We start from the raw sequence: 18,980 nt of genomic DNA, 5'->3' as shown, positions 1-18,980 counted from the left end.
CCTCGACAATTTTTCTCTCTCTTATCCGTTAAATAAATCGGAGGACAAATATCGCTCTCCTGTATCTGGTGCCATACAAAGCACACGTGCGTCTTTCGGGAGAGTTCGCGCCACTTGAACCGCACAAAAGGCAGCTGCCCCAGCTGAAGCCCCCACTAAAACCCCCTCTTCTGCAGCTAATCGCCGCGCCATCATCTGTGCTTCTTCATCTTTGACAAGCAAAATATCATCATACACCTTGCGATTTAAAATAGGCGGAATAAAACCTGGTCCAGTACCTGGAATTTTATGCGGCCCCGGTTGCCCACCCGAAAGGATGGGAGACCCATATGGTTCCACAACATAAATGCGTAAATGAGGGAATGTTTTCTTCAACTCCTCCCCTGTTCCTGTTACCGTCCCCCCTGTTCCTGCTGTAAGCACGAACGCGTCAATTCCTTCTGGAAATGCCTCTACAATTTCAACTGCTGTACTTATTCGGTGAGCATCTGGATTTGCTTTATTTTCAAACTGCATGGGGATAAAGCTGTTTGGAATACTCTCCGCAAGCCGATATGCTTCATCAATCGCTCCTTGCATACGTAAAGAAGCGGGAGTTAAGTGAACTTCCGCACCATATGCTTTCAATAAATTCACTCGTTCCTTTGTCGCATTATCTGGCATCGTGATGATGCAACGATAACCTTTCGCTGCGCATACCATCGCTAACCCAATTCCTGTATTCCCTGATGTTGGTTCAATAATCGTGCTTTGAAAAGGGACAATTTTCCCTTCTTGCTCTGCCCGCTCAATCATTCGTCTGGCCGCACGATCTTTTACACTTCCACCCGGATTGAACGACTCGAGCTTTATATATACACTTGCTCCCTCCCGAAAAACAACCCGATTGAGCTTAACAACGGGCGTATTTCCAATCAAGTCGATGATAGATCCGCACATGCTCTCTCCTTCTTTCCATGTAAACCTTTCTTCCTATTGTACTACATATAGACATAACAATGGTGTCGAAACGTTTGAAGAAATCGAAAAAATAAACTAGAATACACGTATGGGTATTTGATTATATACGGAGGCGATAATTTCATGATTAATCACGCAGGAAACCCCTGCTTTCAAGCATGAGGAGGAATGCGTTTTTTTTGTTTATTTTTCGCTAAAAAAATATAAAATAAAATTAGTGAAAGGTGGTGAGGACATGAAATTGACTTTAACAGCAAAAATTAAAATTTTACCGACATCTGAACAAGAACAACTTCTTCAAAAAACGATGCAAGCATATCGTGATGCGTGCAATGCGGTGTCGGAAGTGATATACAAAGAAAACACCCTTGTGCAAGCCAAACTTCACAAGATGACGTACCGCAAACTTCGCTCTACATTTGGCTTAAAATCTCAAATGGCACAGTCTGTGTTAAAAACGGTGATTGCAAAATATAAAACCAACCAAACCAATGAACATAAGCGTTGTCAGATTGCGTTTAAAAAACCGCAAATAGACCTCGTTTTTAATCGAGATTACAGCCTAACCAAAGGGTTGTTTTCCATCAATACGTTAGAAGGACGAATCAAAGTTCCTTTTCAAACGAAAGAACTTGAAACGTATTTCGACGGAACATGGACGTTTGGAACAGCAAAGTTAGTGAATAAACATCAAAAGTGGTTTCTCCATATCCCTGTATCCAAAGAAATGGAAGAAGCAAACCTTCACCACATTTGCCAAGTGGTTGGCGTAGATATGGGTGTAAATTTTCTTGCGACTGTTTATGATTCAAACGGACAGACGTTATTTTTCAAAGGTAGACACATCAAACACAAACGAGCAAAGTATAAACAACTCCGCAGACAACTACAAAAAAAGCAAACTCCGTCTGCTCGTAGAAGATTAAAGAAAATCGGTCAACGAGAAAACCGTTGGATGCAAGATGTCAACCATTGCATCAGTAAGGCACTCGTTGAGCGTTATGGTAAGAACACGCTGTTTGTGTTAGAGGATTTAACAGGTGTTCGCCAAAGAACAGAAAAAGTGTCCGTTAACCATCGGTATGAAATGGTATCTTGGGCGTTTTATGATTTAAGACAAAAAATCGAGTACAAAGCACACAAACACCGAGCCAAAGTGATTGTGGTAGACCCAACATACACATCCCAAACATGTCCAAAATGCGGACATACAGAGAAAGCAAACCGAAATAAGAAAACGCACACGTTTTGTTGTCGAACATGCGGATATACCTCAAACGATGACCGAGTTGGTGCGATGAATCTTCAACGAAAAGGAATCGAGTACATCGTTGAAGGAACGACACAGGCATGACCTGCGTCGTTGGGTAGTTGTCAACCTGCCCTGATGCAACCCCAAGTGAAGGAAGGAGGATAACATCCGCTTGCACTTCTGGGGAGTTGCAAGCCCACGGCTTTAGTCGTTGGGTAGTTGACGCAAAAATGGTTTTCTTTTTTATTTACATTTCTTTTCATCATAAGCGGATGTGCACAAAACCGTTATACAAACATTTCTGTCGATGAAGCTGCACAAATGATGCAAAAAGAGGACGTTGTTGTGCTCGATGTCCGTACAGAAGAGGAATATGCTTCCGGTCATATTCCTGGAGCTATTTTATTACCTTTACAACATCTTCCAGATCGTGTAGATGAACTGAACAAAAACAAGACGTATATTGTCGTTTGTCGTTCCGGTAATCGCTCAGCGCAAGCAAGCGAATTGCTAGTAAAAGAAGGCTTCTCAAGTATATATAATATGACCGGCGGTATGAATGAGTGGAAAGGCGAAGTTGAAAAATAGGAGGGAAGCCTCCTATTTTTCAAACGAAAACGATATACGTTTTTCTTTTTCATCCCATATAACCGCAGCATTAAATGTGTTTTCTCCCTTTTTAAACCCTTTGATAACACTCGTTTTTCCTTCTGCTAATAATTTTTTGACGTTTGCTTGTGAGATCGATTTGCCCAATATCGTTTTTGAAATAGTAAATGAGCACTTTGTTTTTGCATAGTTGACACAACCGTAAAACGAGCCTTTATCAATGACCGAGCCCCCACAAAGCTTGCAAACCCCGACATGTTTTCCGATCGTTGTTTTTTTCTTCTGCTGAATCGAAGTGGTATCTAGTCCTTCAAATGACCAATGATTTGCCACTTGTACCGCATCGGCCACAATTTTCGCTGCCAATTTTTTCACTTGTTCCATAAATGCTGTGGCCGATGCTTTTTCTTCGCCAATTTCACTTAATCGTTGTTCCCATTTTGCTGTCATTTCAGGAGACGCCAAAAGGTGCGGGCCGATTGCGTCAATTAATACTTTTCCTTTATCAGTTACATATACTTGATTATTTTTTATCTCAATATAATTTCTCTGTTTTAGCGTTGTAATAATGGAGGCGCGGGTAGCTTCCGTCCCAAGTCCTTCTGTTTTCGCTAATACTTTCTCCAGTTGTTCATCATCTAAAAACTTCCCTGCTGTCTTCATTAACGTGATCAGTTCGCCTTCTGTATATCGCTTTGGCGGCTGTGTTTTTCCTTCTTTCACATACACATCATATACCGTTCCTTTTTCTCCACTTTGTACATTCGGTAAAAGTTGTACATCATCATCTTGTGACATAAGGACGTCCCGCCATCCTGCTTGTATTTGTTTCTTTCCTTTTGAAATAAAACGAGCACGTCCATCGACAACGGTTACAATCGTTGTATAATCAAATATAGCTTCTTCACTATGAGCAGCAATTAATCTCCGAACGACAAGGTCGTAAATATTTCGCTCATCCTGACTTAACTTTGTCAAATTCGGCACTTGTTCAGTTGGAATAATGGCATAATGGTCTGTTACCTTCTTTTCATTTACATAACGTTTATTATGTAAAATTGATTCATGAACAAGTGGAAAATAAGGAGCATACTCTTCCTTTTGTGAAAGTTGTTTTAAGATATGTGGAAATGTTTCCGCTTCTCCTTTAGTTACATATTGTGAATCGGAGCGTGGATACGATACATATCCTTTTTGATATAGTTTTTGTAATATATCTAACGTTTTTTGTGGCGAATATTTAAACCGCTTGTTTGCCGTTGCCTGCAATGTTGATAAATTAAATAAAAGCGGCGGTAAAAATGTTTTTCGTTCACATACAACTTCTGCTACCTCTACTTGTTTTCGTCTGCAAAACGCGCTCACTTTCTCAGCAAGCTCTCGATCGTATGTGCGCGTCTCATTTTCGTGCCACCACTTTCCCTCGTATCGTTTTCCGTCCACATCAAATGTAGCAACAACTTCCCAAAACGGCTCCGAGCGAAACTGTTCAATTTCTTTTTCTCTTTTCACAATTAGAGCGAGTGTTGGCGTTTGCACACGTCCAACGGAAAAGACATCGTTCATTCCCCTTTGCTTCAATAAAATCGTATACACCCTCGAGGCGTTTATACCGACAAGCCAATCTGCACATGTTCGCGCATACGCTTCCTCGTATAAAGGACGTGTCTGTTTTTCATCCAACAACTGACGAAATCCTTGTTCAATCGCCTTTGGTGTTAACGATGAAATCCAAAGACGCTTGATCGGTTTTTTTACACCGCTCATATAAATGATGTTTCGAATGATTAATTCCCCTTCTCGCCCTGCATCACCAGCATGAATAATTTCAGTCACTTCCGGTTTATGAAGCAATTGCTTAATGATCGAAAACTGTTTCGCCTTTTTTCGATCAATCTCATATTGAAAACGATTCGGAATAATCGGTAACGTATCGAGCGTCCATCGTTTCCAACTTGCTTCATACTTTTCTGGAGAGGCTAATTCAAATAAATGTCCAACAGCCCATGTCATATAAGCCCCTTTCGGAAACAACTCATTTGGTAAAATTTCAATGTATCCTTCTCGTTTTTTTGTTTGAAAAATCGATGCAAGCGTCATTCCTTGATCAGGCTTTTCTGCAATAATCACTTTCATTTTTTCACCCCTTGACGAAAAGAAACCTGCTCAGCTAGCGAGCAGGTTATTTGGCAGTTTCTACTTGATGCTTCTTCCATTGCGCACGCATCACAAGCGACTGAATAATCGAAAAACATCCACCAACGACCCAATATAGCGATAAAGCGGAAGGGACAGAACTTGCCCCCATAAAAATCATCACAGGCATAACATATGACATGATTTTCATTTGTGTCGCTACTTCTGTTGTTGTGGCAGATGGAGATAAACGCATCGAAATAAATGTCGTTAAACTTGCTAATATCGGCATAATGAAATATGGATCACGATGACCGAGTTGCATCCATAAAAATGAATGTAGTTTAATTTCTTCTGTACGCGAAATCGCGTAATATAGAGCCATGAAAATAGGCATTTGAATAAAAATCGGCAGGCAACCGCTCATTGGATTGACACCGTGCTTTTGATATAGTTTCATCATTTCTTGTTGTAGCGTTCGTTGTGTCTCCATGTCTGTTGCTTTGTATTTTTGCTGGAGCTTTAGTACTTCAGGACGAATGCGTTGCATTGCGATACTAGCACGAAATTGTTTAATCATGAGCGGAAGCAACCCAAAACGGACAACAATCGTCAACGCAATAATTGCAAGCCCGTAATTTTCTTGAAATGCGTGTCCAAGCATCAGTAATAGCTTTGACATTGGGTAAACAAAATAATGATCCCATACACCTTGACTATGCTCTGTAATCGGCACATTTCGATTACATGCACTTAATATTACAACAAAAAACGAAAACATCCATTTTTTCACGATTTTATGCCTCCTTGTTTGTAATTATAAGCAAACAAGGAGCCACCTTCCTTCTTCATCGCTAGCATGCGACTGCTCATTTATCGGAATTTTCCGCTGTCGAAACGTAACAAATCGCATACACAGCGGCATATCATACATATCACTTGCCATTACAACATCGCTTGCATCGTGAGCGATGAAACGCTGAACGAAGAAAGGATGCTTCGCTTGACGCGTCACATAACACGTCATCGCGACAATAAAAACGCTAAAAAGCGATACATACGTAAACAGATCCAACGGGAACTCAATAAACATGCCCGAAACTCTCCTTCCGCTATCATTATAACACGGAAATGAGTCATTTACATACGCGAACGGAAATGAGCATTAATTTGTCCCTTTCTCATCGTTTCACGAATTTCTTTCATCATTTCATAGCGAATTTCCCGTGTTTGCACTCCTTCCTCTCGTTTGTTTGCAATCTCAACGAGCCATTCGACGTCGGCAAAAGAATATTTCCTCGTTCCCTTTGATCGATCTGGAAAAATGAGTTGACGTTCTTCATAGTAGCGAATTTGCCGCGGCGACAACCCTGTTAATTCGCTCACAATACCAATTGAAATAACTTTTTTATGTTTATATGAATCCATTTAACCCCCTCCTCAATGTAATTATTTATAACATGATCATACACAATTCTAGCAAAATTTACGCGATTTTTGTTATAAATTTTAACAAAATAAATAATCTGTGTTATAAAATATAACAAAAAAGGTGAAAAAAATAACAAAAATGACTACAATGGTAGTTAAATAACATACACAGGAGGATGGAAAATGGGTACTCTTTTACAAACTACGATGAAACAGAAGCAATTTTATATTGATAAGCTAACTAAGGGAGGAAAGTTTGAGTTTCATCCATTACACTACTGGACCGTAGCTGAACTTCGAAAACAATATGAACGATATCGGGGGGAGATAAAAAATGGAGAAAAAAATCATGGACTTAGCGAAACAGATTATTGAGCTCGATTTACGGCGCGATGAGATGTTTGAACAACTTCTCGAACTACTTGGTGATCGTGCGTATGAAATATTGCGATATATGCAAAACAAGTACTAAAGGCTCTTGTCACCGTCAAGAGCCTTTAGTACTCATACACATATGGTTGTTCTAGTATGTGAACAATGGTTCCACTTAAGCTATCGAAATACACGCACTTGCTTATTCACAGAAATCGTAATCTCACCTTCACCAATTTGCTCGCCGTCTGCATGGAGAGGAAGAGACGTGTTGCTGCAAATATGAATATATTTCCCTCGAAACGTATGTACTTCTTTCATCTTTATATGACCACCCCAAAAAACCGTCACAAATAAGGCGAGTAATTTTAATCTCGACACATCATTTACAACGATCACGTCAAACTGCTGGTCATTTGACTGCGCAAATGGAGCAATCTTCATTCCACCGCCATAATACGGATGATTCGCAACGGTGACAAGCCACGCATTTGAAAACGTATATTGTTTTTGATCAACAGTCACTCTTACAGCTGTCGGTTCATATGTAAATAATCCTTTCAATAAATAAAACATATAGACAAACTTCCCTAAATATAAGCGATTTAAAATATGTTTCCATTTGGACGCATTTACCTTACGTGAAATATGCGCATCAAATCCACAACCGACATTATTAACAAAAACACCTTGCTTTGCTCCTTTGAACGTTCCGATGTCATACACATCCACATGACCGTCCTTAACACTCGACAACATATAGCTAAGAGCCTCGCTCCATTTTATTGGAATTTGTATCCCACGAGCAAAATCGTTTCCTGTCCCGGCGGGCATATACCCTGTAGTCACATGGCTGTACATGGCCACCCCATTCATGACTTCGTGAATTGTCCCGTCCCCACCGACCGCAATGAATGCAATCGGTTCATTTGTCTGTTCTGCTATTTGTTGTGCTAATTTCGCTCCGTCTCCTTGTTTTTGTGTGAACACAACACGATAACAAATATGCTGCTGTTGAAGCATCCGCTCAATTTTATTCCATATTTTTTTGCACTTTCCATTTTTAGCCGAAGGATTGACAATAAAATATAGTTTCAAACTTTCTCCCCCATTCCCTATCTTCTCCTTTCCTTATTATTCTATCATGGCATATCGATAGATAACATTAATCTTTTCCCTTGACATAATTTTTGAAGCTTTATACAATTAAAAACAAATTATCGCACCGAGTGATTGATAGCCAAGCAGTTCCATTGTTTTACCTTAGCGCTTTTGACGTGGTGACATGGCGAAAGCGAAAAGGCAAACGTTGAAACTGTTTAGGCTAAAGATGCATCGGTATGTTTCACATGGTGTATACGTGAAGCATGCCGATTTTCGTTTCTAAAGGGGGATTCTTATGAGAACAAAAGGAGAACTAGAAGATCAAATTAGTCGCGCCCTTACTCAATGGGAGAAGGAATATTTAGGCCGCGGTCCTCTCTCCGTCAAAACGGATATTTTACGAAATATGGTCATCGTACAGTTGCGCGGTATTTTAACTCCTGCCGAAAAAGCATTGTGTGAAACAAAAGAAGGAATGTTGTCTATTAAACGCATTCGTGCCGATTTAATTGAATCAGGTAGCGAGCAGTTGAAAGAGCTTATTTATAGGCTAACAAATAAACAAGTCGCAAGTATGCATACCGATATTAGTACGAAAACAGGGGAACGAATCCTCGTGTTTCTATTACAGGAACCAGTCGATACACAAGGTTGATCTTCTAAGGGCCTTTTACGGTCAGTAAAAGATAAGCCGGAAATATTTTTCGATCCGATCGAAAAATGTTTCCGGCTTTTCTGTTGAATATAGAAAAGAACACAAAAGGAGAGGAACGTTATGCAAGAAATGATTATCAACAATTTAACGTCACCAGCCATCTTATTTTTTCTTCTTGGCATTATTGCTGCTCTCGTCAAATCGGATTTAAAATTACCAACAGGATTAAATGAATCGTTAAGCATTTATTTATTAATCGCCATCGGTATGAAAGGTGGCATTGAACTTGCGGAACATTCTTTTAGTGAGCTTATTCGTCCACTAGTTGGAACATTATTACTTGGTATCATCATCCCAATTATTACGTTTGCTGTTTGTCGTCGTCTTGGCATTGATCGGAATAATGCTACCGGTATTGCAGCGACGTACGGATCGGTTAGTATCGTTACATTTGGTGCTGCACTTGCTTTTGTCGAACAAGCAAACATCCCTTACGAAAGCTATATGAACGCATTTGTCGTCTTATTAGAAAGTCCTGCGATTATTGTATCGCTTGTCATATTGAAATTGTTAGAAAGTCGTTCACATAAACAAGAAATGGTATATCGCTTCTCTGCTACATCTGTGTATGGACCAATCATTAAAGAAGGGTTATTTGGAAAAAGCGTCTTTTTAATGGTCGGCAGCCTTCTCGTCGGGCTCATTGGTGGAGATCGAGCTCTTACCATTGTAAAACCTTTATTTATTGATTTATATCCGAGCATTCTTGTTCTCTTTTTACTCGGAATGGGGTTAACAGCCGGAAATCAACTTGCGGCCGTGCGCAAATACGGGCTCAAATTGCTTGCCTTAGGCATTCTTCTCCCCCCTGTATATGGCTTTTTAGGCGTTGTGATCGGCTATTATTCTGGTCTATCTTTTGGAGGAACGATTTTACTTAGCGTACTTGCCGCTAGCGCCTCATACATTGCAGCTCCAGCTGCGATGCGTGCATCCGTTCCAGAAGCAAACCCTGCTATTTATCTCGGCATGGCGCTCGGGCTCACCTTCCCATTTAACTTAACAATCGGCATGCCATTATATTATGAAATGGCAAAATGGTTTTATTAAAAGGCAAGGGAAGACCCTTGCTTTTTTCATGATTAATCACGCAGGAAACCCCTGCTTTCAAGCATGGGGAGGAATGCGTTTTTTATTTATTTTTCGCTAAAAAAATATAAAATAAAATTAGTGAAAGGTGGTGAGGACATGAAATTGACTTTAACAGCAAAAATTAAAATTTTACCGACATCTGAACAAGAACAACTTCTTCAAAAAACGATGCAAGCATATCGTGATGCGTGCAATGCGGTGTCGGAAGTGATATACAAAGAAAACACCCTTGTGCAAGCCAAACTTCACAAGATGACGTACCGCAAACTTCGCTCTACATTTGGCTTAAAATCTCAAATGGCACAGTCTGTGTTAAAAACGGTGATTGCAAAATATAAAACCAACCAAACCAATGAACATAAGCGTTGTCAGATTGCGTTTAAAAAACCGCAAATAGACCTCGTTTTTAATCGAGATTACAGCCTAACCAAAGGGTTGTTTTCCATCAATACGTTAGAAGGACGAATCAAAGTTCCTTTTCAAACGAAAGAACTTGAAACGTATTTCGACGGAACATGGACGTTTGGAACAGCAAAGTTAGTGAATAAACATCAAAAGTGGTTTCTCCATATCCCTGTATCCAAAGAAATGGAAGAAGCAAACCTTCACCACATTTGCCAAGTGGTTGGCGTAGATATGGGTGTAAATTTTCTTGCGACTGTTTATGATTCAAACGGACAGACGTTATTTTTCAAAGGTAGACACATCAAACACAAACGAGCAAAGTATAAACAACTCCGCAGACAACTACAAAAAAAGCAAACTCCGTCTGCTCGTAGAAGATTAAAGAAAATCGGTCAACGAGAAAACCGTTGGATGCAAGATGTCAACCATTGCATCAGTAAGGCACTCGTTGAGCGTTATGGTAAGAACACGCTGTTTGTGTTAGAGGATTTAACAGGTGTTCGCCAAAGAACAGAAAAAGTGTCCGTTAACCATCGGTATGAAATGGTATCTTGGGCGTTTTATGATTTAAGACAAAAAATCGAGTACAAAGCACACAAACACCGAGCCAAAGTGATTGTGGTAGACCCAACATACACATCCCAAACATGTCCAAAATGCGGACATACAGAGAAAGCAAACCGAAATAAGAAAACGCACACGTTTTGTTGTCGAACATGCGGATATACCTCAAACGATGACCGAGTTGGTGCGATGAACCTTCAACGAAAAGGAATCGAGTACATCGTTGAAGGAACGACACAGGCATGACCTGCGTCGTTGGGTAGTTGTCAACCTGCCCTGATGCAACCCCAAGTGAAGGAAGGAGGATAACATCCGCTTGCACTTCTGGGGAGTTGCAAGCCCACGGCTTTAGTCGTTGGGTAGTTGACGTCCTATGTTATCGTAATGATACAGTATCACGAAAAGGAAAGGTGTAAACGATGAATCGTTATATCGTCATTGGCGGTGGAATTGTTGGCTCCTCTGTTGCTTTTCACTTAGCAAAAGAAAAAGCAAACGTCATTTTAATCGACCGTGAAGATCAAGGGCGAGCAACTGATGCTGCGGCGGGAATAATTTGTCCATGGACATCGCAACGCAGAAACAAAAAATGGTATGCCCTTGCAAAAGGAGGAGCAGCATTTTACCCTTATCTCATTGAACAATTGCAAGCGTACGGTCATCAAACAGGATACAAACGTGTCGGGGTCATTTGTTTACATTATGATTCCGACAAGTTGCAAAGTATGGAAGAACGCGTGTACAAACGACGTGAAGAGGCCCCTGAAATCGGAGAGGTTACGCGTTTGTCTTCGGAGGAAGTCATAACGCGCTTTCCCGTATTAAGCGATGGGTACGAGGCGATATATGTAAGCGGTGCTGCCCGAGTGGATGGGCGTGCATTAAGACGTGCTCTTATTCATGCTGCCATTCAACTAGGAACAACATATGTAAAAGGAAGCGCGACCCTTTTGCATAAAAATGGACGGGTCATTGGCGCAACAGTTGGGAATGAACGTTTTGAAGCAGATGCGGTCGTTGTCACAGCAGGTGTTTGGGCGAAATCATTGCTTTTGCCGCTCGGCATTCATTTTCTCATCACACCGCAGCGAGCACAAATTGTCCATCTACAACATCCCGAACAACATACCGATCATTGGCCTGTCGTCATGCCACCAAACAATCAATATTTACTCGCCTTTCCAAAAGGAAAAATGGTTGTTGGAGCTACACATGAAGACGGTGTCGATATCGACTGTCGTGTGACTGCTGGTGGATTATACGAAGTGTTACATAAAGCATTAACTATTGCCCCTCACTTAGCGGATTGGACCCATGTGGAAACACGTGTTGGCTTCCGTCCCCATGCACCGAACTTTTTACCTATATTTGGTTCAGTACCACAAATCGAAGGCCTTTACGTGGCGAATGGGCTTGGCGCATCCGGCTTGACTGCAGGACCGTATGTTGGAGCAGAGCTTGCGAAAATGATTCTTGGGCAATCTACCACATTACAACAAAGCGACTACGATGTTGCCCAAGCGATTCAATTTCTTTGATGAATGCATATACAAAAAACGGAGGTTATCTCATGAACAAATGGGCGTTTGTTTCTGATTTTGACGGGACGATTTCGCATAAAGACTTTTACTGTATAAATTGAAATAAAGGTTTTCTCCCGTTCCACGGTGAATAATAAAAAAAGAAAATAGGGGGACGGAAAGAAGATACGATGCCGAATCACAAAGACGAGATCGAAAAGTTGTCCACTGCCATGAAAGAAGCAAAAAGTAAACGAGCATATGAACGCTACCAAGCGATTTATCTTCATTTGCAGGGGTACGCAAAAGAAGAAATCGCAACGATTATTGGTCGATCCAAGAAAACTATTTATAACTATATTCATGCCTACGCTCAGCGCGGTCTTGATGGACTGGAGATGAAATACTCACCTGGCGCCCCACGTCGATTGACCCCTGAGCAGGAAAAAGAGCTGGCTTTGATCATTGAACATCAGCTCCCCGTAGATGTGGGATTCGAAGCAAAATATAATTGGACGCTTGCGATAATCGCTGAACTCATTCAACAAAAGTGGGGGCCAACATACACGCTTCGCGGAACAAGTGACATTCTGCATCGGTTAGGGCTAAGCTATACGAAACCGACCTATACACTAGCCAATGCCGATGAAGAGAAACAAAAAGAATTCGTCGAAATCACCTTCCCTGAAGTAAAAAAAAACTGGTAGATGGGAACATCGCCCATGTCCTCTTTCAAGATGAGTCGATGATTCGTGATTACCAAGCGATTCAAAAAACATGGTTTGTCAAAGGAAAACAACGAATCATTCCGACGTTTGGAAAACATCAAGGGCTGAAGCTGATTGGCACGTTGAACTACGAAACAGGGGAAGTGTTTTGCATCGAAGAAGAACGCTATGACGCGGAAACATTTCTTCGATTTCTTCAACTTGTGTTAGAACGCTATCCCACAGGCAAAATAGTGATGATTTTAGATAACGCTCGAATTCACCATGCCAAACTCATTCAGCCATTTTTAAAAGAACACGAAGATCGGTTAGAGCTCGTCTTTTTGCCACCATACAGTCCGCAATTGAACTTGATTGAAGGGCTATGGAAATGGCTGAAATCAGACGTGATTTACAACGTGTTCTATTCGGGTGTGCAAGAAATTAGCAAGAATGTCCAAGCCTTTATTCAGCGAATCAACCAGAAACCAGAACAAACGATCGATCGTTTGTGTGTTCAGTTGTAAATCTTTAATTCAACTTATATGGATTGTTATTGAAAAATATTTTCCTGAAGGGAAACGATTATTCGAACAATGGCGTGCTGGAAAAATAAAAGATATCGACTGCGGCAAGTATATGGCGTTTTTACGACAAGTGCCGTTTCTTAGCATACCAACATCTGCGTCAAATGACGGTTTTGCAAGCACAAACTGCTCGTTACTTGTTCATGGTAGAAAAACAACCGTTCCCGCCAAAGTACCGTTCGGCATTTTAGCTGATTTACATATCATTCAGCAAGCTCCTGAACGATTTATTTTGGCAGGCATCGGTGATTTAATGTCGAATATTACGGCGTTCTTCATAATAAGGCTAGATATCATTGAATGAGTTTGCTAAACAAAAGCTTTTCTGCTAAAGGTGATACAGAGGGAATGAAGCAGATAGATGGAAGGGAAGATGGCACGCTTACTCGGGGAGGTCTGATGGATACGCGAAGTACGCTTCATAACCTAAAGTAGCTGAACATCAGAAGTCAGCAGAGGTCGTCGTACGAATCGGTCTAGAACGATTCAATCAAGAGAAAATAACCCTTGTCATTCAATCTGGTGATTACAGAAAATGCAGTACCTCCCAAGAGAAAGGAAACGATGAATGCCGTGGGATGGAATCTCTAATGTTATTTTAGATTATACACAACGAATAGATAAATAATCAGCCACATTATAGAGTAAGTTGAAATATTTTCCGGTGAACAAGAGCATACACAGGCGAAACATGTACCTGCGTTTCTATTAGACGCTAAACAAGTGGTCGAATAATATGGTGGCTTTCTGCTTGGAAAAGAAACAAAACGTTGGAATCGCATGTATGATCGCATACTCGCGAAAGCCAAACATCAGTTGGAAGGGATGACGCCGTTGTCGAAAAAAGTGCTCTCATTGATTCAGAGACTTCAAAATCGAAAGGAAAAAGCGTTGCGCTTTTTTGAGTGAAACCCACGTTCCCTTTGACAACAACCAAGACGAACGAGATCTTTGTATGTTCAAAGTTAAATAGAACATCTCAGGAATGTTCGTTCGCCCAGTTGTTTTGTATCGCAAAAAGCATCATTTCTACACTCAACAAGCACGGAAAAACGGGTAGAACTGGCTCCTTCTATTGTCGGATAAAACAATAGATCGTGTTCTTTCCACACTACGTAGGGCATTTTCTATGACAGAATCATCCTATATGTGCTAGGCTACTTTACACACTAGCACTGGGGGGGAATAGTTACAGTTAAAGAGTAAATATCGTCAAATATACCCTTTAATGTATTTTCTACTTCCCATACATCAATAGCATCAATAGTTTCCAAAATTTTATCAACATCAGAAGATTTATGTATACCTAAAAGCTCCTCCTGGCCAAAGAAAAACATCCTTTGTATCGTATTCTCAGTTAAGAATATTATTTCGCTCTTAAGAACTCTTTTAGAACGATTAAATTCATCTAGTGTAATCCCTACTTCTTTGACACTTTCAATAACTTCCATAATTGCACTATGCACATCCCACAAATTTTCTTTGCCCGTTGAAGCTAAGATTCGAAACAATCCTACCTCTTCAAACACTATTGGATGAGACTGGATATTATAGACTAGCCCTCTTTCTTCACGTAACACCTTGTTTAATCGAGAATTTCTTCCTACTCCAAAAAGATGGCTCATGATATAATAAGTATAATACTCACGCATAGGAACATCAGATGAAATAGCAGGAAACAATATACACATGTGAGACTGGTATTCTTGACTGTGGATAGGAATGTAATTAATACCTCCATTAAACATTATAGGTTGTGTTTTCTTGTCTACTGTCTTTCCGAAACCGATATTTTCTAATATTTTCACTATATCATGTAACATGTCCTCTTTTACATCTCCTGAAATCGAAACAACAGTATTATTTGATAAATAAAATTTCCGATAAAACTCATACACTTCAGTTAACGTAAACGACTCTATATTAGATACTGTGCCTAAAATATCAAATGCATAAGAACTTTCACCTAAAGCATGCGCTAGAGATGCTATCTTGACTTTTTCTAATGTATTATCTTGATACTGATATATCTCCTGGATCACTACTCTTTTTTCATTTTCAAAATCAAAATTAGAAATCGAAAAAGAAAAAACCATATCTCTTAATATGCATAAAGCTTCGTTTAGATATTCATTTAAAATATGCATGTAAAAACATGTAAACTCTTTCCCCGTAAATGCATTAATTTTCCCCCCTAACTCCTCAATATAGATATTTCCGTACAAATTATCAGAACCGATGCGATTTTTAAATAAAAGATGTTCAATAAAATGTGCTATTCCATTTGTTTTCTTTGTTTCATGTTTTGTGCCTACGCGAATCATAACACCTATAGAAATCGATCGGCTATTTGGAACTTGATCAATAATTAAACGTAGACCGTTAGACAAGCATAACTTTTTCATATTATGCATCTCCATCCCCATTCAGAAATAATTGGAAGGCGACATCAGGATTTTGGGTATTATATTTATTTAAAAACGATATATAGTCTCCTGCATATAAAATATTCCCTCTATGCAAAAAATATAATTTACAATCTATATATTCCAATTCATATAAAATATGAGTTGTCATCACTACTAATTTCCCTTTTTTAACCAAATTGTCGATACTCTCAAGAATAAAAAGTCTTGCGTCTGGATCAATTCCGGACGTTGGTTCATCGAAAATATACAATTCCCGTTCAAGTTGACATATAGAACGAATAAGTAGCCATCTTCTCTCACCAACAGACATATGTCCAATTTTTCGATCCCATAATTTATTGAACAATTCTCTTTCTCTCGAATTCAAAGATTGTTCAAATAATTTTATTCTTTCTATAAAAGGAAATTCACTATCACAGTTAAAGATTACGCGAATAACGTCTTTTCCCTTCATTGCTGCGGGAAGAGGAATCCCCTGTAATTGGTATACTATATCTTTTTCAGAAAAAGGGCTTTTAAACTGATTTGTAGATATAACCCCAGATATAATATCCAATAATGTAGTTTTACCCGCACCATTTGGCCCAATAATAACGTTTAATTTTCCAGTTTCAAACTCTATACATAATTTATCTAATACTGGTTTCACCTGATCTTTATAATAATATGTCAAAGAGTTTACTTTCACAGTTTCTCCTCCCTCAAAAATCATTTTTTATTACCTTTTTTCGGAATAGAGCATTTAAAATAGAATTATTCTCTCTCATTTATTCCTATTTTTGGAATAACATTAATTCTGCGATAGGATATGACTCCTATAAAAACATAAACTAAAATCGTTAGTAGTAATTGATAAATTAATTCTCCATTCCAATTGTGTTCAAAAGTCCAAACTAGTTTAGACAAATACAAAATAAACACTGCTGGATTAAGCCATTCTAATACAAACATATTACCTTCCTTTAAAGAAAATTTCGTCAAATATATAAGTATAAACACTAAAATTGTAAATATAGGAGAAACTGATTCCTGACGATATGGCAGAGAACCGATCCATAAAAAAGAAAGAAAAACAGGTAATAGCGCTATGAAAGCAATAACCATGATAGCACTTAATAATGGGAAAATCGGTTGGCGGAATAGCAGTGAGCTCACAACAGTAAAAATGACAATATTAACAACTGTGAAAAGCCACTGTGAACAAATTCTTCCCACAATGATAGGAGTTTTGGTTCGCGCAATAAACTTAAACATCTTTAAAAACCCATTATCCCGAAGAATTAAAATACTTACTCCGACTCCATTTATGGCAGTAATCAAAATCATGTAGCACCAATAAAAGGATATATTATGTCGAAAAGTACTATAATCTGGGTATTTTAAGAACCAATCAAGATTATTAAAAACAATAAAAATGATTGGAATAATAAGTGTCCAAAAAAACGCAATCTTATTATAAAAAACCTCTTTATTGAACAAAACGAAAAATTCCCATGTTCTTCTTAACATACAATCGTCTCTTCCCTCTCTTATCAGTTATCATGGAAACGGAATGGGCTTGCCTTCGTTTGGAAACTCCTTTTGGTTAAATACCCTACTAAACACGTAATCCCGTGGGTTAAGCCACTGCGTTAGCATATGAGGATAACCATTCTCAGAAAGAACCTTAACTATTTTTGCTGGAACATTCTCTAAAACGCAAGGAATAAATACACATAAAATATCTAATTGTAAATCCTCTGAAATCTCTTTTATACAGTTTGTAAAAGAAACACTTCGATGGTTACTTTGCTCTCTATAATCAATAGATATGGAACGTTCAAATAAGTAACCAAAGCTCTCCTTTAACTTACTAGGTGTGAAAGTGCTAAAAAAGTAGTTAGAATAGTAACAAGGATCATAATGAACATAGTTAGAATTGCTCTTGTATTCTCTATGTGCCATTTTGTAATCTATATTATTTTTTTCGTAAAGATAGTATTTACTCACCTTACCACCAAAAAACTGAAACCATTCTTCTAATGATTTACACATAGCTTCTTCCAAATTCCAATGGCTACTTAATCCTATTGCCATATACTGTTTACCAAAGCCTAATGTGAGAATAACATACAAGTTGTTATGTAAAGAAATGTCAAAAAAGAAAACATCGTCTACAAACTGCTTTGCCTTATATATTAATTCCTTTAGCAATTCACTAGTTATTGTTTCTTGCCTAATTTCTCTACCTGAAGACTGTGTAAGCCAGTTATGTACAAAGCACTGTCTTTCAAAAAACTCTAAAAATGCATTATTTACTGCGCGAAAAGAACTAACATGTGATGCAACACCACATGAATCGTTATAATCGATTCCTTCCTCTAGATCTCCATCAAAAACTTTAGCATTATAACAAAGCAAAACTCTTTTTAATGGGATTTCGATTGTTTTTAATGTTACTAAGTTTAAAGCGTGTACAGTTTTTTGTTTAAAATTCCCTAAATTCAAATATAAAGAAGTACGCTCAATATGTTCACCTAAGGCAGCTTTGATTACTCGAGAAATTTCAAAATGAGTCGCTCCCCCATGAGCCCCTTCTAAAAGAGAGGGACGGATAAATACTTTTTTGGGTGCATTTTGAAACAATGAACGATATACACCGGCTTCCTTCAATATAAAAGGTGAACCTTTTTGATTAAATATATACATTTACATAAATCACCTCACACAAAAATGCAATCAGGAATTTTACACAAGACATCTTTCGATATCTTAACAGTTTCCACATTAATTTTTTGATTCACTTTTAAATATTGTTTAATAGGGACATGATTATATAGATCTAATGAAAAAACCTTTACGCACTTTAATAATGGATAAAGCTCATTTTGTAGCATAATAATATGTAGATTGGTTAACCATTTTGGAAAACAATCTCTAATATCCCCATCTGAATATGTTCTGTCTGAAGAAATATAATAAGGTAAGGCATCCATTTCTAAAAGATATTCCAACTGAATATCACTCTTTACTTGTGCAGAACTATCTTTTCCTAAATAATTTGTATTTAATATATAATTACAGGCGTGTTGATTAACCAATAATATCCATAAAAAAC

General features: G+C 38.6%; 19 protein-coding genes and 2 pseudogenes. 10 read left to right on the top strand and 11 right to left on the bottom strand.

What is annotated here, in order from left to right; translation table 11 throughout:
* Nucleotides 1-21: 21 nt before the first annotated feature.
* Nucleotides 22-939: a cysteine synthase A gene (cysK, locus tag NST18_RS06315; protein WP_004890688.1), complete on the bottom strand. Its 918-nt coding sequence runs from the start codon at nucleotides 937-939 to the stop codon at nucleotides 22-24.
* A 256-nt stretch (nucleotides 940-1,195) separates the two neighbouring features.
* Here cysK and NST18_RS06310 point away from each other — a divergent pair, with 256 nt between their 5' ends.
* Nucleotides 1,196-2,314, top strand: a complete 1,119-nt coding sequence (locus tag NST18_RS06310) for an RNA-guided endonuclease InsQ/TnpB family protein (RefSeq protein ID WP_064220628.1) — start codon at nucleotides 1,196-1,198, stop codon at nucleotides 2,312-2,314.
* 117 nt (nucleotides 2,315-2,431) lie between these two features.
* Nucleotides 2,432-2,800: a rhodanese-like domain-containing protein gene (locus tag NST18_RS06305; protein WP_004890691.1), complete on the top strand. Its 369-nt coding sequence runs from the start codon at nucleotides 2,432-2,434 to the stop codon at nucleotides 2,798-2,800.
* A 12-nt stretch (nucleotides 2,801-2,812) separates the two neighbouring features.
* On the opposite strand, the gene NST18_RS06300 is transcribed toward NST18_RS06305, so the two are convergent.
* From NST18_RS06300 to NST18_RS06285, 4 genes are read right to left on the bottom strand one after another with little or no spacing between them, the layout of a single operon-like run.
* Nucleotides 2,813-4,957 carry a DNA topoisomerase III gene (locus NST18_RS06300; protein ID WP_004890695.1) on the bottom strand — a complete coding sequence of 715 codons (2,145 nt, stop codon included), beginning with the start codon at nucleotides 4,955-4,957 and terminating at the stop codon, nucleotides 2,813-2,815.
* A gap of 46 nt (nucleotides 4,958-5,003) precedes the next feature.
* Nucleotides 5,004-5,738 carry a membrane protein insertase YidC gene (yidC, locus tag NST18_RS06295; protein ID WP_088223728.1) on the bottom strand — a complete coding sequence of 245 codons (735 nt, stop codon included), beginning with the start codon at nucleotides 5,736-5,738 and terminating at the stop codon, nucleotides 5,004-5,006.
* Nucleotides 5,739-5,774: 36 nt separating this feature from the next.
* Nucleotides 5,775-6,050, bottom strand: coding sequence for a hypothetical protein (locus NST18_RS06290; protein ID WP_004890702.1), 276 nt, complete (start codon nucleotides 6,048-6,050; stop codon nucleotides 5,775-5,777).
* Nucleotides 6,051-6,097: 47 nt separating this feature from the next.
* Entirely contained in the window at nucleotides 6,098-6,385 is a 288-nt protein-coding gene (locus NST18_RS06285) for a MerR family transcriptional regulator (protein WP_004890703.1), read from the bottom strand.
* A gap of 337 nt (nucleotides 6,386-6,722) precedes the next feature.
* Between NST18_RS06285 and NST18_RS06280 the strand changes: the two genes are divergently transcribed.
* Nucleotides 6,723-6,860 (top strand): hypothetical protein, encoded by a 138-nt coding sequence (locus NST18_RS06280; protein ID WP_003398171.1) that lies wholly within the window; start codon nucleotides 6,723-6,725, stop codon nucleotides 6,858-6,860.
* A gap of 80 nt (nucleotides 6,861-6,940) precedes the next feature.
* Here NST18_RS06280 and NST18_RS06275 read toward each other — a convergent pair whose 3' ends face one another.
* Nucleotides 6,941-7,858, bottom strand: a complete 918-nt coding sequence (locus NST18_RS06275; RefSeq protein WP_064214265.1) for a diacylglycerol/lipid kinase family protein — start codon at nucleotides 7,856-7,858, stop codon at nucleotides 6,941-6,943.
* A gap of 301 nt (nucleotides 7,859-8,159) precedes the next feature.
* On the opposite strand from NST18_RS06275, the gene NST18_RS06270 reads away from it, so the two are divergent.
* From NST18_RS06270 to NST18_RS06240, 7 genes and pseudogenes are all read left to right on the top strand, one after another.
* On the top strand, nucleotides 8,160-8,519 hold the full coding sequence (locus NST18_RS06270; RefSeq protein ID WP_004890707.1) for a DUF2294 domain-containing protein: 360 nt from the start codon (nucleotides 8,160-8,162) through the stop codon (nucleotides 8,517-8,519).
* 120 nt (nucleotides 8,520-8,639) lie between these two features.
* Nucleotides 8,640-9,629, top strand: coding sequence for a sodium-dependent bicarbonate transport family permease (locus NST18_RS06265; protein ID WP_004890710.1), 990 nt, complete (start codon nucleotides 8,640-8,642; stop codon nucleotides 9,627-9,629).
* 138 nt (nucleotides 9,630-9,767) lie between these two features.
* Nucleotides 9,768-10,886 carry an RNA-guided endonuclease InsQ/TnpB family protein gene (locus NST18_RS06260; protein WP_064220628.1) on the top strand — a complete coding sequence of 373 codons (1,119 nt, stop codon included), beginning with the start codon at nucleotides 9,768-9,770 and terminating at the stop codon, nucleotides 10,884-10,886.
* A gap of 173 nt (nucleotides 10,887-11,059) precedes the next feature.
* A complete protein-coding gene (locus tag NST18_RS06255) occupies nucleotides 11,060-12,178 on the top strand; it encodes an NAD(P)/FAD-dependent oxidoreductase (protein ID WP_004890711.1) in 1,119 nt (372 codons plus the stop codon).
* 173 nt (nucleotides 12,179-12,351) lie between these two features.
* Nucleotides 12,352-13,394, top strand: a protein-coding gene (locus NST18_RS06250; protein WP_269767873.1) for an IS630-like element ISBs2 family transposase whose coding sequence is annotated in 2 segments (ribosomal slippage) — nucleotides 12,352-12,852 and nucleotides 12,855-13,394 — 1,041 coding nt in all. Because the reading frame shifts where the segments join, the coding sequence is not laid out codon by codon here.
* Between the two features lie 94 nt (nucleotides 13,395-13,488).
* A pseudogene (locus NST18_RS06245) lies at nucleotides 13,489-13,731 on the top strand (iron-containing alcohol dehydrogenase); the annotation flags it as partial.
* 389 nt (nucleotides 13,732-14,120) lie between these two features.
* Nucleotides 14,121-14,610 (top strand): annotated as a pseudogene (locus NST18_RS06240) (IS66 family transposase); the annotation flags it as partial.
* A 13-nt stretch (nucleotides 14,611-14,623) separates the two neighbouring features.
* On the opposite strand, the gene NST18_RS06235 reads toward NST18_RS06240, so the two are convergent.
* The 5 genes from NST18_RS06235 to NST18_RS06215 all read right to left on the bottom strand — a co-directional run bounded on the left by NST18_RS06235 (nucleotide 14,624) and on the right by NST18_RS06215 (nucleotide 18,963).
* Nucleotides 14,624-15,859: a M16 family metallopeptidase gene (locus tag NST18_RS06235; protein WP_192951568.1), complete on the bottom strand. Its 1,236-nt coding sequence runs from the start codon at nucleotides 15,857-15,859 to the stop codon at nucleotides 14,624-14,626.
* 1 nt (nucleotide 15,860) lies between these two features.
* Complete coding sequence (locus NST18_RS06230) at nucleotides 15,861-16,571, bottom strand: AAA family ATPase (protein WP_155116425.1); 711 nt, start codon at nucleotides 16,569-16,571, stop codon at nucleotides 15,861-15,863.
* A 65-nt stretch (nucleotides 16,572-16,636) separates the two neighbouring features.
* Nucleotides 16,637-17,392: a hypothetical protein gene (locus NST18_RS06225; RefSeq protein ID WP_004890727.1), complete on the bottom strand. Its 756-nt coding sequence runs from the start codon at nucleotides 17,390-17,392 to the stop codon at nucleotides 16,637-16,639.
* 30 nt (nucleotides 17,393-17,422) lie between these two features.
* On the bottom strand, nucleotides 17,423-18,571 hold the full coding sequence (locus tag NST18_RS06220; RefSeq protein WP_064220516.1) for a YcaO-like family protein: 1,149 nt from the start codon (nucleotides 18,569-18,571) through the stop codon (nucleotides 17,423-17,425).
* A 14-nt stretch (nucleotides 18,572-18,585) separates the two neighbouring features.
* The gene (locus NST18_RS06215; protein ID WP_340721294.1) at nucleotides 18,586-18,963 is read right to left on the bottom strand and encodes a hypothetical protein; all 378 of its coding nucleotides are present in this window, start codon (nucleotides 18,961-18,963) and stop codon (nucleotides 18,586-18,588) included.
* Nucleotides 18,964-18,980: the final 17 nt, after the last annotated feature.

It is taken from the genome of Anoxybacillus sp. FSL W8-0104, from assembly GCF_038004465.1.
GTDB lineage: Bacteria > Bacillota > Bacilli > Bacillales > Anoxybacillaceae > Anoxybacillus > Anoxybacillus flavithermus_G.
The sequence above is the reverse complement of the archived record's forward strand: the minus strand, read 5'-3'. Positions and strand labels throughout refer to the sequence as shown.

Bases quoted from the DNA above. Each gene is read 5' to 3' on its own strand.
- cysK (WP_004890688.1), bottom strand. From the start codon at position 939: ATGTGCGGATCTATCATCGACTTGATTGGAAATACGCCCGTTGTTAAG.
- NST18_RS06310 (WP_064220628.1), top strand. From the start codon at position 1,196: ATGAAATTGACTTTAACAGCAAAAATTAAAATTTTACCGACATCTGAA.
- NST18_RS06300 (WP_004890695.1), bottom strand. From the start codon at position 4,957: ATGAAAGTGATTATTGCAGAAAAGCCTGATCAAGGAATGACGCTTGCA.
- yidC (WP_088223728.1), bottom strand. From the start codon at position 5,738: ATGTTTTCGTTTTTTGTTGTAATATTAAGTGCATGTAATCGAAATGTG.
- NST18_RS06290 (WP_004890702.1), bottom strand. From the start codon at position 6,050: ATGTTTATTGAGTTCCCGTTGGATCTGTTTACGTATGTATCGCTTTTT.
- NST18_RS06285 (WP_004890703.1), bottom strand. From the start codon at position 6,385: ATGGATTCATATAAACATAAAAAAGTTATTTCAATTGGTATTGTGAGC.
- NST18_RS06280 (WP_003398171.1), top strand. From the start codon at position 6,723: ATGGAGAAAAAAATCATGGACTTAGCGAAACAGATTATTGAGCTCGAT.
- NST18_RS06270 (WP_004890707.1), top strand. From the start codon at position 8,160: ATGAGAACAAAAGGAGAACTAGAAGATCAAATTAGTCGCGCCCTTACT.
- NST18_RS06265 (WP_004890710.1), top strand. From the start codon at position 8,640: ATGCAAGAAATGATTATCAACAATTTAACGTCACCAGCCATCTTATTT.
- NST18_RS06260 (WP_064220628.1), top strand. From the start codon at position 9,768: ATGAAATTGACTTTAACAGCAAAAATTAAAATTTTACCGACATCTGAA.
- NST18_RS06255 (WP_004890711.1), top strand. From the start codon at position 11,060: ATGAATCGTTATATCGTCATTGGCGGTGGAATTGTTGGCTCCTCTGTT.
- NST18_RS06235 (WP_192951568.1), bottom strand. From the start codon at position 15,859: ATGAAAAAGTTATGCTTGTCTAACGGTCTACGTTTAATTATTGATCAA.
- NST18_RS06225 (WP_004890727.1), bottom strand. From the start codon at position 17,392: ATGTTAAGAAGAACATGGGAATTTTTCGTTTTGTTCAATAAAGAGGTT.
- NST18_RS06220 (WP_064220516.1), bottom strand. From the start codon at position 18,571: ATGTATATATTTAATCAAAAAGGTTCACCTTTTATATTGAAGGAAGCC.